At 55.9% G+C, this 14,841-nt stretch carries 12 protein-coding genes; 9 read left to right on the top strand and 3 right to left on the bottom strand.

Going from position 1 to position 14,841, the window contains the following annotated elements; translation table 11 throughout:
• The first annotated feature begins 93 nt into the window (after positions 1-93).
• From mtrB to secA, 5 genes are all read left to right on the top strand, one after another.
• Complete coding sequence (gene mtrB / locus IM764_RS03485; protein ID WP_099298028.1) at positions 94-1,719, top strand: MtrAB system histidine kinase MtrB; 1,626 nt, start codon at positions 94-96, stop codon at positions 1,717-1,719.
• Entirely contained in the window at positions 1,716-3,449 is a 1,734-nt protein-coding gene (gene lpqB, locus IM764_RS03480) for an MtrAB system accessory lipoprotein LpqB (RefSeq protein ID WP_194186913.1), read from the top strand. The genes mtrB and lpqB overlap by 4 nt, the downstream gene beginning before the upstream one ends.
• Before the next feature lie 63 nt (positions 3,450-3,512).
• Positions 3,513-4,253: a ComF family protein gene (locus tag IM764_RS03475; RefSeq protein WP_194186912.1), complete on the top strand. Its 741-nt coding sequence runs from the start codon at positions 3,513-3,515 to the stop codon at positions 4,251-4,253.
• A gap of 150 nt (positions 4,254-4,403) precedes the next feature.
• Positions 4,404-5,117, top strand: a complete 714-nt coding sequence (gene hpf / locus IM764_RS03470; RefSeq protein ID WP_370551530.1) for a ribosome hibernation-promoting factor, HPF/YfiA family — start codon at positions 4,404-4,406, stop codon at positions 5,115-5,117.
• A 136-nt stretch (positions 5,118-5,253) separates the two neighbouring features.
• Positions 5,254-7,866, top strand: a complete 2,613-nt coding sequence (secA, locus tag IM764_RS03465; RefSeq protein WP_194186976.1) for a preprotein translocase subunit SecA — start codon at positions 5,254-5,256, stop codon at positions 7,864-7,866.
• A gap of 12 nt (positions 7,867-7,878) precedes the next feature.
• Here secA and IM764_RS03460 read toward each other — a convergent pair whose 3' ends face one another.
• A complete protein-coding gene (locus IM764_RS03460; protein ID WP_194186911.1) occupies positions 7,879-8,397 on the bottom strand; it encodes an Rv3235 family protein in 519 nt (172 codons plus the stop codon).
• 105 nt (positions 8,398-8,502) lie between these two features.
• The gene (locus IM764_RS03455) at positions 8,503-9,777 is read right to left on the bottom strand and encodes a helix-turn-helix domain-containing protein (RefSeq protein ID WP_194186910.1); all 1,275 of its coding nucleotides are present in this window, start codon (positions 9,775-9,777) and stop codon (positions 8,503-8,505) included.
• 250 nt (positions 9,778-10,027) lie between these two features.
• Between IM764_RS03455 and IM764_RS03450 the strand changes: the two genes are divergently transcribed.
• From IM764_RS03450 to IM764_RS03435, 4 genes are all read left to right on the top strand, one after another.
• Positions 10,028-10,612, top strand: coding sequence for a DUF6230 family protein (locus tag IM764_RS03450; RefSeq protein ID WP_194186909.1), 585 nt, complete (start codon positions 10,028-10,030; stop codon positions 10,610-10,612).
• A complete protein-coding gene (locus IM764_RS03445) occupies positions 10,602-11,795 on the top strand; it encodes a DUF6114 domain-containing protein (protein ID WP_194186908.1) in 1,194 nt (397 codons plus the stop codon). The genes IM764_RS03450 and IM764_RS03445 overlap by 11 nt, the downstream gene beginning before the upstream one ends.
• Before the next feature lie 116 nt (positions 11,796-11,911).
• A complete protein-coding gene (locus IM764_RS03440; protein WP_194186907.1) occupies positions 11,912-12,658 on the top strand; it encodes an FAD-dependent oxidoreductase in 747 nt (248 codons plus the stop codon).
• A 41-nt stretch (positions 12,659-12,699) separates the two neighbouring features.
• Complete coding sequence (locus IM764_RS03435; RefSeq protein ID WP_228073282.1) at positions 12,700-13,572, top strand: oxygenase MpaB family protein; 873 nt, start codon at positions 12,700-12,702, stop codon at positions 13,570-13,572.
• Positions 13,573-13,685: 113 nt separating this feature from the next.
• On the opposite strand, the gene IM764_RS03430 is transcribed toward IM764_RS03435, so the two are convergent.
• Entirely contained in the window at positions 13,686-14,615 is a 930-nt protein-coding gene (locus IM764_RS03430) for an oxygenase MpaB family protein (protein ID WP_194186906.1), read from the bottom strand.
• Positions 14,616-14,841 lie beyond the last annotated feature (226 nt).

The following is a 14,841-nucleotide window of genomic DNA, read 5'->3' as shown; positions in this document are numbered from 1 at the left end:
AAGAAGATCAACGCGCCGCGCACCGCCAAGGATGGCGTCCGCCAGTTCTTCGCGGCCCCGGTGGATACCACCAAACGGCTGTGGCATCTGCTCATGCTGCGATGGCGCACCTCCATCCAGCTTCGCGTGATTGGCTCGGTGCTGCTGTCTTCCACCCTGGTGATCATGGTCCTGGGGTTTGTCCTGATTAGCTTCGTGGGCCAACAGTTGCTCAACCAGAAGTACGGAACCGCCACCGAAGAGCTGGATCGCGCCCGTGCGGTGGTCGAAGAACAGATTGATTCCACGGATGCGTCTAACCCAACATCTGTGCGGCTGAACTCTGCCCTGGCCGCGGTCTCTGACCGGCAAGGCGCCATCGAAGATTCCAACTCCGTGGTCTACGAGCCCGTTCTCATCGCCTCCGGGGTTCGGGAGGGCGAGACGATCATCCCAGCAGAGTCGAATATCCCCAACGACCTGCGATCCTTTGTCCAGCAGGGACAGGTGGCCTTTGAGTACGTCACTCGAGATACCAGCTCGGGACCGTCTAAAGCGCTGGTCATCGGCTCACCCGTTGCAACGGACATTCCTGGCGTGGAGCTGTATCTGGTCATGCCCCTGGATTCTGAAGAGTCCACGCTCGGCCTGATGCGCGGTTTGCTGGTGGCCGGCGCGATCGTGCTGCTGGTGCTCCTCGTGGTGATTGCGTGGGTGTTCTCGCAGCAGCTGACCGTACCTATCCGCACCGCTTCACGTATCGCGGAGCGCTTCGCCGCAGGGCATCTGCGCGAGCGCATGGTGGTGGATGGGCACGACGAAGTGGCCCGTCTGGCCGATAGTTTCAACGACATGGCAGAAAAGCTCTCCACCCAGATCCACAACTTGGAGGAGTTCGGCAGTTTGCAGAGGCAGTTCACTTCAGACGTCTCTCACGAACTGCGCACGCCGCTGACCACCGTGCGCATGGCGGCGGATTTGATCAATGACAACGCCGAAAGTCTGGACCCCGTTTCCGCCCGCGCAGCAGCGTTGATGAACAAGGAACTGGACCGTTTCGAATCGCTGCTGGGGGACTTGCTGGAAATTTCTCGGCACGACGCAGGCGTGGCGAATCTCTCCGGTGAACACGTGGATGTGCGCGGTGTGGTCCGTTCCGCCCTGCGACAGGTTCGCGCTATCGCCGAGGAAGTGGGAACCAGCTTCAACCTCTCCCTGCCGGACGAGTCCGTGCTGGTAGAGATCGATTCCCGCCGTGTCGAACGCATTTTGCGCAACCTGTTGGCCAACGCGGTGGATCACTCGGAAGGCAAGCCCATCGATGTCACTCTGGCCGTGGGCACCGAGTCGCTCGGCATCACCGTGGCGGACCGTGGCGTGGGCCTGAAGCAGGGAGAAGAGGACATGGTGTTCAACCGCTTCTGGCGCTCGGACCCCTCCCGCGAGCGTCGCACCGGTGGCACAGGCTTGGGCCTAGCAATCGCCAAGGAGGATGCGGAGCTGCACGGTGGCCGGCTGGAAGCCGCCGGCGAACTGGGAATCGGCGCGTGCTTCCGGCTCACCCTCCCGCTGGTTCCCGGTACGACAGTCCGCAACTCTCCTTTGCCACTCAAGCTGGCGTACCTGGACGAACAATCGCCAGGTTCGGAACTGGAAGCGGAAGAGGACAAGCCTGGCGTCGAAACTAAAAAAACGCCGGAAGGATACGACGCGAGCCACGGAAAGGACGGGGACTCATGACCACCCGCCACGCGCGCCTCAAAGCCACCACCGCGACTGTCTGCAGCGCCGCCTTGCTCAGCGCGTGCACCACCTTGCCGGGTGATAGCTCGCCGGAAGCGGTGAGCTCGTATTCCACCACGCCCGCGATGGAAGAAGTCATTCAACCCACCAAGGGCAACCCGTCTGACCTGATGCTCAGAGACTTCTTCGCGGCCAGCGCACATCCCTTGGCAGACCACGAGGCTGCGCGTCGCTTCCTCACCGAAGAGGCCAGCTCCAAGTGGCAAGCACAAGGCGAGGTATTTGTGCTGGACAAAATGGAAATCGCCTCCGAAGGCGGCGCCAGTGAGAACAAAATCACCTATAAGGTGCGCGGCAGCTTGATCGGCAAAGTTGGCGAAGGCGGTGCGTACACGCCACTGTTCACCGGCTACGAGACGATGTACGACCTGGTCAAAGTGGACGGCGAATGGCGAGTCGATCAGTTGCCCAATGCGGTGATTGTGGACCGTAGTGACTTCACCGCCGCCTACCAACCGCGCAATCTCTACTTCGTGGACAAGCAAGGATCCACGCTGGTTCCGGACCGCCGATGGATCTACACCCGCCAGCAGTCCGTGGCCGCCTCCTTGGTGTCCTTGCTGATCACGGGGCCACGGACCAACTTGAGTGGTGGAGTGCGCTCCATGCTGCCCGCGAAAACCACCGCGCAGACCCGCAACTTGGAGGGCCGTGGTGTCTCAGTGGAACTTACCGGCCTGACCAATCTCAGCTCGGCGGAGCGAGAACTTTTGGCGGCCCAGCTGGTGTGGACCTTAGCGGCTGCGGAAGTGCGCGGACCGTACGAGTTGAAGGCGGATGGCGTGGCGCTATCCGAATCCGTGGGGGAGACCTGGGAGGTAGACGACGTATCGCGTTTCGATCCGCGAGCCGTGGCCACAACCACTTTGCGCGCGTTGATTGATGGAAACCTTGTCGATGTCACGAGCGATAACGGCACCGAGGAGCTGCCGGGATGGCTCAATGAGCAGTACAACGAATCTGCCTCCTTCACCCCGCAGGGTGGTGTTTTCGCGCTGGTCACCGGGCGTGGAGATGAGAAGCGCAAATTGCTGGTGGGCGAAGAGAATGGCGCCCCGCAAACGGCTCTGGAAGCCGATTCCATCACCCGTCCAGCATGGGGCTCGTCTTCGCAGTTCTTGTATGCAGTGGTGGATGGCCGCGACGTGGTGCGTTTGGACCGCCGCGATGCGGGTGCGGTGCAGCGCACAGAGGTGGACACCAGTGAAGTCACACAGTTGGACGATCAGGGCGCGCGCATCAGCGTGTTCCGCGTGTCTCGCGACGGCGTGCGCGCGGTGTTGTTGATTAACGGACGAGTCTATGTTTCCGTGCTGGAATCCAGCGATAGTGGCGCTCCCAAGTTAGGGCCGTTGACGCAGGTCGGACAGCAAATTGGGGATACTGCTATTAGTGCGGACTGGACTCCGGAAGGTTCGTTGCTGGTGGGCACGCGCGCTGCCGATACACCCTTGTGGACCGTGGCTGTGGATGGCTCCAGCACCGCGCAGATGCCTTCGCGCAACCTCTCCGCGCCTGTGGTGGCGGTGGCGGCGACCGCGGATCAGATGTTTGCTACTGATGCTCGTGCGCTGATGCAGCTAGACAATTCCACCACCGATGCCAGCTTCTGGCGCGAGGTCCCGTCTGTGCGCGGACAGCGTGCAGCACCGATCTTGGGTTATTAGTATCCAGGGATATGAGCGCGCAGGTTGCGCACTGGGCAAGAGGCCTGGGGGAAGAGGTGCGAGGTGGGGGCACGCGCGAAGCGATCTGAGCTGTGGCAGGCCGCCGCCGGGTTGCTTTTGCGCGCGGATTGCTTGTGCTGCGGACGGCTGGTTGGCCTGGATTCTGAGCTCCACAGCGCCGGTGCTGCGGTAAATGGTCAGCTTTGCGAGGACTGCGGTGCGCAGTTGCAGCAGCAGTGGGTGCGCGCCGATCCTCCGGTGCTGGCTGTGCCTGTTTTCGCTGCGGGGGCGTACGGCGGAGTACGCCGGGCATTGATCTTGGCGATGAAGGAGCGCCTGCGTCCCGCCGCGTTTGTGGTGGCGGCGCGGGTGCTCGAAGCGGGAATTATTCACCTAGCTGGGCGAGCTGTGGTGCCGGATCCTCGCTGGGGTGAGGTGGTTTTGGTTCCTGCTCCTTCCCGACGCCAGGCTGCGCGCCGTCGAGGTGGTGACGTAGTCAGCAGGATGTGTCATCTCGTGGCTGAGCGCAATGCGGGGGTCCAAGTCTTTGATGTGGCGTATATGCAGGAGTCGGCTCGAGACTCGGTGGGGCTGAACCGTGCTGAACGCAGGGCTAACGTCTCGGCGAATATACGGGTTCTGCGGCCGGCAGTGCGCGAGTTGCTGCGGGTGAGTAGCGAGTCCGCGCGGGTCGTCATCGTTGATGATGTGTGTACTACCGGGGCGACCATTGCTCAGTTCGCCACCGTTCTGCGAGCCAACGGAGTGACGGTGGCTGCTGCGCTGGTGTTGGCATCTGCTTGAGGGTTTGCCGAGTATTCCCAGAAGAAAAAGAAAACTTGAACCCACGATGAACTTCCGCGGGTAATATCGGCTTTGTACACGTTTCGTCGCCCCCTACGGAGGGCAACCCCGCCTTCCGGAGAACGATGAGTACCACTTGGGAGGTTGCACATGTCTAGTGTCAACAATGCATCGCAGGCAGAAAACCGAGAGGCTCGCATGGAGCCGGAAGCTGACGTGCAGATCACGGGTCGCAATGTGGAGGTGCCTGAGCACTTCGCCGAGCGAGTCAACGGCAAGCTCGCCAAGATTGAGCGACTCGATCCCAGCCTCAACTTCTTCCACGTGGAGTTGCAGCACGAGCCCAACCCTCGTCGTTCCGATGAGTCCGACCGCATCCAGATCACCGCGACGGGCAAGGGGCACATCGCCCGTGCAGAGGCCAAGGAAGATTCTTTTTACGCGGCTCTCGAAGTGGCGATCGGTCGCATGGAGCGTTCTCTGCGCAAGGTGAAGGCGCGTCGTAAGATTTCCCGTTCCGGTCATCGCACCCCTATCTCTGTGGGAGAGGCGACGGCAGCGCTGGTCGAAGACGCTCAGCCTCAGGCAAGTGAGGCTATGGCCGGCCAGGCTCAGTCCAATGATGAGGCCGGGAAGTATGACGTAGATCCTTACGAGGAAATGTTCCGCCCTGGCCAAGTGGTGCGCACCAAGGAGCACGAGGCCACACCGAAGTCAGTCGATGAGGCGCTGAGCGAGATGGAGCTGGTGGGACACGATTTCTACCTGTTCATCAACGAGGAAACCAAGCAACCATCTGTGGTCTACCGCCGTCATGCGTTTGACTACGGCTTGATTTCTCTGAAGAACGAGTCCGGCCAGTAATGAGCCACACCGTCCTACCCCTAACAACTCCGCAAGAGTCAGGGGTAGGATGGTTTTTTGTTTCGTGCCAAGTTACAAACGGCGGCACACCAAAACAAACCTCCAAGACATCTCCAACGCGAAGGACAATCAGGACGTGCTAGGACTTTCGAAGGTTCTCCGGATGGGCGAAGGTCGCGCGGTTAAGCGACTGGGCAAGATTGCTGATCAGGTCATTGGCCTAGAAGATGAGTACGCCAAGCTCACCGACGAAGAACTGCGTGCCAAGACGGACGAACTGAAAAAGCGCGTGCAGGAGGACAAGGAGTCTCTGGACGACATTCTCCTCGAAGCCTTTGCGACTGCCCGCGAGGCTTCGTGGCGCGTGCTGGGACAGAAGCACTACCGCGTGCAGGTCATGGGTGGTGCTGGTCTTCACTTCGGCTTCGTCTCTGAGATGAAGACTGGTGAGGGCAAGACTCTGACCTGTGTGCTTCCTGCTTATCTGAATGCACTGTCCGGCAAGGGCGTGCACGTGGTGACGGTCAATGATTACCTGGCCAAGCGTGACTCGGAGTGGATGGGGCGTGTGCACCGCTTCCTCGGCCTGGAGACGGACGTCATTCTTTCTGGCAAGAGCCCGGAGAAGCGCCGTGAGGCCTATAACGCGGACATCACCTACGGAACGAACAACGAGTTCGGCTTCGATTACCTGCGTGACAACATGGCGCACCGCGTGGATGACCTGGTGCAGCGTGGACACAACTTCGCCATCGTCGATGAGGTGGACTCCATCCTCATCGATGAGGCGCGTACGCCGCTGATCATCTCCGGCCCTGCTGGCGGCTCCAGCGCGTGGTACGTGGCTTTCGCCAACATCGCGCCAAAGCTGACCAAGGACATCCACTATGAAGTGGACACCCGCAAGAAGACCATCGGTGTAAAGGAAGAGGGTGTCGAGTTTGTGGAAGATCAGCTGGGCATCGAAAACCTCTACGCGCCAGAGCACTCTCAGCTGGTCAGCTACCTGAACAACTCCATCAAGGCCAAGGAGCTGTTTACCAAGGACAAGGATTACATCGTCCGCAATGGCGAAGTAATCATCGTGGACGAGTTCACCGGCCGTATCCTCGATGGACGTCGTTATAACGAAGGCATCCACCAGGCCATTGAGGCCAAGGAGCGGGTGGAGATCAAGAACGAAAACCAGACGCTGGCCACGGTGACGCTGCAGAACTACTTCCGCTTGTACGACAAGCTGGCGGGCATGACTGGTACCGCAGAAACTGAGGCCGCTGAGCTGCACCAGACGTACAAGCTCAACGTCGCCACGATTCCCACCAACAAGGAAAATCAGCGTACGGACAAGGTTGACCTGATCTACAAGACTCAGGAAGCCAAGTTCGAGGCTGCAGCTCAGGACATCGCCGAGCGCGTGGAAAAGGGTCAGCCCGTGCTGGTCGGTACCACCTCGGTGGAGCGTTCCGAGTACCTGTCTCGCCTGCTGCAATCTCGTGGCATCAAGCACAACGTGCTGAATGCGAAGTACCACGAGAAGGAGGCAGAGATTATCGCCCAGGCCGGTCGCGCTGGTGCCGTCACTGTGGCTACCAACATGGCTGGTCGCGGTACGGACATCGTGCTGGGCGGCAACCCTGACATCCTGGCGGACATCGACTTGCGCGAGCGCGGCTACGATCCTGTCGAGGATCCTGAGGCCTACGAGGCAGCGTGGGACAAGGAGATCGAGAACTTCCGCGCTAAGTCCAAGGAAGAAGCGGAAAAGGTGTGCGAGGCAGGTGGCCTGTACGTGTTGGGCACCGAGCGCCATGAGTCCCGCCGCATCGACAACCAGCTGCGTGGTCGTTCTGCCCGTCAGGGTGATCCGGGCGAGACCCGCTTCTACCTGTCCATGCGCGATGATCTGATCGTCCGCTTTGTGGGCCCCACCATGGAAAATATGATGACTCGTCTGAACATCCCAGATAACGAGGCCATCGATTCCAAGATGGTGACGAACGCCATCAAGGGTGCACAGACCCAGGTGGAATCCGCCAATTTTGAGATGCGCAAGAACGTTCTGAAGTATGACGAGGTGCTCAATGAGCAGCGCAAGGTCATCTATGGCGAGCGCCGTCAGATCCTCGAGGGCGAGAACGTGGAAGATGAGATCCGCGCGATGCTGAATTCCACCATCACCGCTTATGTGGATCACGCCACCGCTGATGGCTACGTGGAGGATTGGGATCTGGATACCCTGTGGAATGCGCTGGAATCCCTCTACGAGCCACGCATCACCCACCAGGAGCTGGTGGATGGCGATGAGTACAGCAAGCCCGGCGAGCTGAGCTCCGGCCAGTTGCTCAAGGCCATCCTCAAGGATGCTAACGAGCAGTACGACGAGCTGGAGGCCAAGGTCACGGAGATCGGCGGCGAGAAGCAGATGCGCGGCATGGAGCGCGCAGCTCTGCTGAACGTGGTGGATCAGAAGTGGCGCGAGCACCTCTATGAGATGGATTACCTCAAGGAGGGCATCGGCCTGCGTGCGATGGCACAGCGCGATCCTCTGGTGGAGTACCAGCGCGAGGGCGGCGATATGTTCAACCGCATGAAGGAAGGCATCAAGGAGGAGACGGTTCGCCAGCTCTTCTTGGTGCGCAAGCAGATGGATCAGGCCCAGTCCAACGTGAATGTTCAGGATCCTGCTGCGGGTACGGATTCTGACGAGGATGGCCGCAACGCCAAGCCTCAGACCACCATTGGTGGCTAGTCTGGCGACTCGTTAGATGATCTGCAGGGTCTCCACCCTCCACTGTTTTTGCGTGGGGCGTGGAGACCCTTCTTTTTTCGGCAAGCGCACCAGTTTGGTGGTGCCGGCGATGGCACGCACGCGCCCTCCGATCACCGCCGAGGCGCAGAATCGTATCGTGGGAGTGGTGGTTTTCTGTATGTGTAGGGTCTTTATTTTCGACGCCACCGCGCCCGCCTGCTTTCCACCGCCAGCCTGAATCAAGCGTTGATGCCCGCCCAGTTGGCTGAGGATGTCCGGATGAAAACGCCCGTTTTTCAGCGATCGGGGTGGGCGACGTCCATCGACTGCTTCGAGCCATAGGATAAGCAGCCGCCCGATGTCTTCGCGGCGGGGCGAGTGGATTGTCTGCGCAGGTAGTGCATGGTCTGGCCTGTCGAGCGAGGAGCCACATCTCTGCGAAAAACTAGGCGATTGGCCGGATGGGTCAAGCAAAGCAGGTGGAGCTGGACGTCGAAGATAGATAAAACCTGTGAGATGGTCATCGCTCATTGAATCTTCCCCCAAAGATCATGCGTGTTGATTACAACTTACTTCATGTTGTTTATCGCTGTGCAGGAGCGATGAGGAAAGAAAAATGAAGACGAGGCTAAGTGCCTATGATTCGTCTTCCGGCGCCAAGATGGTACTTCCAAACCAGTGGGCGAGTTCTAATGCGAGCCGAACTTCTAAGCTATCGATCCGAGCAGTGGCTTGAGACTCTTGGAATCTGTCAACTCGATACTTAACAGTGTTTCGGTGGGTGTTCATTTTTTGAGCTGCTCCTGCTCCACCAAATCGCAGGAAGTGTCTCACTGTCTCTCGGACGACGTCTTCATAGGTTCCAGACTTTGCGAACGGGCCGAGCGCTGCTGTGACCATTTCTTCTGCAATGGGAAGGCGATCAACAAATTGCGCCATCGTGAGAGCGCCGCTGTGATCAGGGGTGATAATCCGACGATTATTTCTAACAATTTCCGTTGCCGAAGTTCTATCGGCTAGTCGCTTTAGTTGGACCGCGTGCCTATGAGTCGAGCGGAAGCCGTCGAGTCCTTCTAGAACTGGTGAAAGGACAAAGTTGAATTTGGCAGGAATGACTGCGTCCCAATCGATGCTTTTCTGTGATTCACCAGGGTGGCACCATCCCCAAAGCAAGGACGGGCTGGGGTACACGATTAAGAATGGTGAATCGGTATCGTGACCGTGTGGGCTAGTGCTCGCCGTTTCCAAAGCAGAGCAAATTTTTCGCGACAGTTCGGTCCCCTCACTCGTGGAGAAGTGCGAATCATCTGCCGTCCACAGCCTGAACGCTTGAATTCTCCCTTTCAGTGCAAAATTATCAATGCGGGGTACATTGGTGGTCTTTCCAAGAACATGTCTAACTTGGTCCAAAATATCCGGATTGCCGGGGAGTTTTAGCCTTGCCGCTTGCTCTAGAAAAGCTTGTGGAAATTGACTTGTGCGAAGTGCTACAAACTTGTTCGTCTCACTCCGCATATCGGTCAGTAGGGTTGCCAGATCGAAGTGATCGTTCTCCTTGACGAACTCGATATAAACCTCGAGGAGATTTTGTTCAAGGATGTTGTGTGACTGATGGAAGAGCATGATGAGTGTAGAAAGGTTACGACCTCGGGAAATTAGGCTGCGCACAATCTTTTGCAGTGAAGGGTCGAGCCGTTGGCTGGAAGGCAAACTACCTTCTGCAATGAAGTGGATGAACCGAGAAATAGTGCTCTCTACGCTGTTTTGAAATTCGACTGGCAAATTCAGTTCAGAGATTTCCGGTATGTCACGCATCGCTTGGTTGGTGACGCTCACAATCAGCGACTGCCTACTCTTGCGCAGCTGATCAACGAGGGCTGCTCTGAGTGCGGATTGCATAATTTCCGTCATCCTAACTAATTGAAGAAGCGAAGCGGTGAGCCAATCGAGGGTTGGCACAAGCTTAGGAACTTGAAGGTAGAAGTTATGGAGGACAGAAAGCGCTTGGGCAAAATGCACAAAGTGCGCGGGGGCTTTCTGCCTATCTGGCAGAGGCTACCGCTTCTGAGATCTCTATGATCCTAAGCTCACTATCCTGATTCGAAACCAATGAGTTTCGTGGCGGGACGTCCAGTTTTGCCCAATGAAGGAGGCTGTCCGCATGGGGCGAATCAGCAAATGGAAGCTATCTGTAGGACTTGTATCTGGCATCTTCGGTGCCTCGATCGCCGGCGTGGCGATGGCACAAGGTGGTTTGAGCGCGAATCTTGCGCTGTCTGGAACGATTTTCAACATTGCTATCGGTAACGTCGACGGCACGGATTTTTCTCTGTTCGTTGATGCCGAGCAGACTGGTGACGATGAAGTACTTCCGGTGACAAGACTCAGATTCGGGCAAGCCACCGCGGATGATTTGTGTCTCTCTGCAAAGCTAGGCAATGTACCGAAAGTAGGTCCAGTCAGCTTTCGACTGATGTCCTCGGGAGATAACTCCGTGGAAGCTGACGGTCTCTTAGTTGGAGCAAGGCTTCTCCAGGGAGACTTGAAGCTCGAAAATCCTCAGCTTGGAGTGGACGTGAGTCAAGTAAATGATTCTGCATATTCCGGAGCGTGGGGGTTGGCATCCAACACCATCAATGTTCAAGCGCGAAACATTGATGCGACAGCTGTTGCCGCGAATTCGCTCACATTGAGAAACGTCAATGTCACGGTGGAAAAGGGACAGGAAAATGTCTGTGGACGCTAGCGATCCCCCTGAAGAATCTCTCAGCGATCAATTTGATGCGTCCGATGCAGTTCACTCTGGCGCCGATGAACATGAGCCTGCAAAGGTAGGAAAATTATCTAGGTACCGCTCGTGGCGTCGAAACAGGCCCTTCACAGGGGGGTTACTGCTCATTTTGGCCGGAATTGTCATCTTGGTCCCAGCTTATTTATCAATCAGAATTCTCGATCTACTCGTCATGATCTCCACTATCTCAGGAGTTTCGGTATTGATCGTGGGTTCGTTGCTCATCATGTTTGGGATTGGCGCCTGGTTCAAACCGGCGACTGCTCCTTATCTGGGAGTGCTCGGGATTCTCGTGGGAATCGTTGCGCTTCCAACTTCAAACTTTGGCGGTTTTCTACTCGGTAGTGGTTTGGCAATTGTCGGAGGTGCCCTGACGTTGGCATGGGAAGACAGAACTAAAGAGCGTTCGAAGAGCCGGGATCACAAGAAGAAGTCCAAGTCAGTTGCGGTGGTTACGGCTACTCTCGGGACAAGTTCTCTATTGATTTTTGGAACGACGTCCCCAATTGCTGGACAAAGTTATGCTCAACCTGCCCCTCCTTCACTCGGTCCAATACTTGGCCTAAATCTGCCTGAAGCTATTCGCGCTCCGTCTCTCCCCAGACAAGATGCACCCTTAATAATCAGCAACGCTGAACGAAATGTGCCAAATCCTCTTCCGCTAGTAGGAGAGACCACAACGGTGACCGCGGATGAAATTCTGGTGTCCGGGAACGCATCAATATCAGTGGTGAAAGTTCAGACCCAAACAGGTCTTTACAACATGATTCGCCTGTCCGGGACCACGGTCAAAGTGCAAAATATTTCGTTTGATATTCCAGGTCGAGATATGCGAGGTGACTTGAGCACCGGACAGCCCCAACAAGCGGTTCTGCAAGGAGAACCGGCCACAGTCTATGCGCGCACTTTAGATTTTGTACCCGCTGTGGGAGGCGTAAGCACAATTCCGATCTCGTTGGATGTAGAAGGAAATTTGGAGAAAGTTATTGACGAACTAGATCGGCTCGGATACTCCCAAGCTCCTCTGCCGGACCCATTGCTCTCTGTAATCTCCTTAAAAAACGTTTCCCTTGGGACCCTGGGGGTAGAAGCGAAAACTTTAACTGCTCCAGGAGTGGTGTTGGAAGCTATGTACTAAAGAAAATTTCCACGTTCTATTTCGAATTTGAATCTCAATAAACGAGAAAAGCAAGTTGAAACCAAATTTTTCGGCTAGCGCATACTTTCTAAAACATCAGTCAGGAGAAGTTAACCATGAATGACAACTACAGACTCCCAACTCTCTTGGTAGTTGGAGCGGGCGCCTCAGGGGTAGCAGCTGCAGCTGAGTGTGCACTACTTGGTTATCCAACAAAAGTTGTGGATAAGCAGCCAAGCGCTGGAGGTTGGTACCTCTCCAACGCAGATGCTCCGGTAGTCAAAAATCTGGGATTTCGAAGACGAAATCTCAAACACACGAAAGTGAAGCAGAACGCTGAATCGGTTCGCGAGCATATTGAATCCGCACTGAACCATTCAGGCGCAGAACTGGTTCCCAACTCCACTGTGACCGGCGCGGAATTTGATTGGAACGATGGTCTTTGGAACGTGCAGGTGGAAGGTCCCAACGAAACCTATACTCTGCGTGCCGACGTCGTGATACTTGCGACGGGAAACGGTGACACGACCGGTGACAACTTTACTGATGGTAAGGGTAACCGCCTTGAAGTCTCGGCCGCTCGATTACATCAGGGCATCGAGCCGCTAGACAGTCCCAATCTCCTCACGATGAACGGTAGTGACCAGTTCGGTCGCACCGCAGTGAAGAGGCCTTGGCAGCTGATTGAAGCTCGGGCGGACCATTGTTGGCGCTACCTCCGTCTCTTAGAGGTTCAAGGGGTGGGAGCCATCGAAGTCAATAAGGCGCTGTGGCGAGTTTCCCCGAGCACCCTGACGGGAGCTGTCAAAGATCTTCGCGAATGCGAAAGGTCGACACACGTTTATACCCGGATCGAACAGTAAATCGTGCTGGAAAACATCTTGAAGACTAAGGAATGCTCAAAATGAACAACAATCACATGGCCGAGCGTGCACATGAGCCGAATCTCTCAACTGCGAAGCTGGATTTGCCTGATCTAGGTCCGCAATCAATTTTGTGGCAGAGGTTTGGAGACTGGCGCTCCCTTTTTGCGGCTGTTTACGCTGGCGTGCTACAGGTCACGCAGAGAGACATATCAACCTCTCTCATCCAAGAATCGACCTTTTTTGACAATGAAGTAGCTCGGTTGGTCCGTTCGGCTTTTCCCATCATTCGTACTGTGTATGAAGGTGAGGAAGTCGGTGCGATGATTCGAGACTTTCATCGGGATGTCAAGGGTAAGCATGACGATGGCACTCGATATCACTCACTGAACCCGGAAGTATTTTACTGGGCGCATGTAACCTTTGCCTTGATGCCCTTCGCGCTGGCTGGAAATTTCAGTCCTCGGCTTTCTAAGCGAGAAAAAGAACAATTATTTCAAGAGTCCCGAACTTGGTATAGCTTTTACGGAGTGGCAGAACCCAAGAACGCGCCGCAAAACTATCCAGAATTCGAGAAGTACTTCGCCGACTATGTAGAGAATCACCTCCATCAGTCACAAGTCTTTAAGCGCTCTCGAATTGTGCGCACACTCGATACTGATCCTCCTCTTTCTCAGATTCCAATGTGGTTGTGGCGTCCAATATCTCCTTATATCGCCAAGTTGCTGCTGTGGGTAACGATAGGACTATTTCCACCAGCACTTCGCAAGAAACTTGGATGGGAGTGGTCCAAAGCCGACAAGGTGAAGTTCTTCCTCTTATCTAGAAGCGTGCGTGGCATCTTTGCTGTTTTGCCACGGCGGGTTCGGATGGTTGGCATCGCGGAGCGTGCGTTCAGACGAGAAGGAGCCTGATCTCTGCGAGTTCACGAATATCGCCCTAGGGAGACTTCCCTAGGGCGATGAGCTTTTGATGTGCTGGGGTTGGGGCCACACTTAAAAGGCAGCGTGGCTAGTCCCATTCACGATTAATAGTGTGAGCCGACCGGCTTGAGGCGTCCGCTGTCATCGAACATGTGAGCCTCCTGCATCTTGGAAAAACCGGGCTCCATATAGCGAAGTTTCAGAGGCAAGCGTGGGTAGACATTGCGCACAAACTTTTGGATCTTGGAAAAACGCTTCTGATCCTTGTCTGTCCATGAAACCTCTAGGATTTCACGGAATCGAGGCTCTAAGGTACCGATGGCTAACCACACCATGCTGCGCTGTAGAGGCTTCCAAATGAGTTTCCAGATAATCGGCGGTACGGAATCTGGGGCCTTAACTGGCTGGTTTCGTGCGGTTCGGACAACATAGTCCACGGTGTCGTTTCTTTCGAGCGTATTCTCTACTACCTCGTCGAAATAGTCCATGAGATCGCTATAGGAATCGATAACCGGGCGATTTGAAACCCCGTATTTTTCCCACCACGTGACGCCTTCGCGAACGATTTGGTCACGTTCAGCATCAGTGAGCGGAGTGCCGAAAAGATCTTGAACCAAGATGATGCGATAAACAAACGTTGCGTGTGCCCACCAGTAGGTATCGGGGTTGAGCGCATGGTATCGCTGTCCATCCCTGAGCTTTCCGGAGATGTTTACGTGGTAGTCCCGAATGCGCTTGGGCAGGTCATCGTCTGCTCCTGAATAGATCGACTCGATGACTTGAGGGGTGGAGCGCTGCAGCCGGGCGAAGGGCTCCTCAAAAAACTTTGAGTGATCGAGGAGGGATTGACCGATGGCAGGGTGCATGTTCTGCAACAAGCCCGAGTTGGTGCGGCAAAGCTGGATCCTCATGTCGCTTCCCAGTCTCCACAAGAGCGAGTCTGGGCCTAGTGGCGCCCGCTTTAACTCGTCTCGATGTGCATCAACATCCTGCTGTGATTCAGCGGGTACGTGCTTTTCTCCGGTTGTGCTCATGTGATGCCTTCATCTCTAGGGATTGAATATAGATTTGAATGTAAGGCAGCGATGTAGAGGAATCCAAGCGATTCTGAGGAGGCACTCTTTAGTTTGTGCATTAGGCACAAATCGGCACAGGTCTTAATTGCACTTCATGATGTGTTCCGCATGTAGACCAGTGCAGATCCCGGGAGGATAGCCAGTGTTGAGGAGAAGTTGTGTTAAATACCGACTATGCATTTTC

The sequence above is a fragment of the Corynebacterium sp. ED61 genome (genome assembly GCF_015233855.1).
GTDB classification, from domain to species: domain Bacteria; phylum Actinomycetota; class Actinomycetes; order Mycobacteriales; family Mycobacteriaceae; genus Corynebacterium; species Corynebacterium dentalis.
This window is presented reverse-complemented; position numbering and strand designations above follow the sequence as displayed.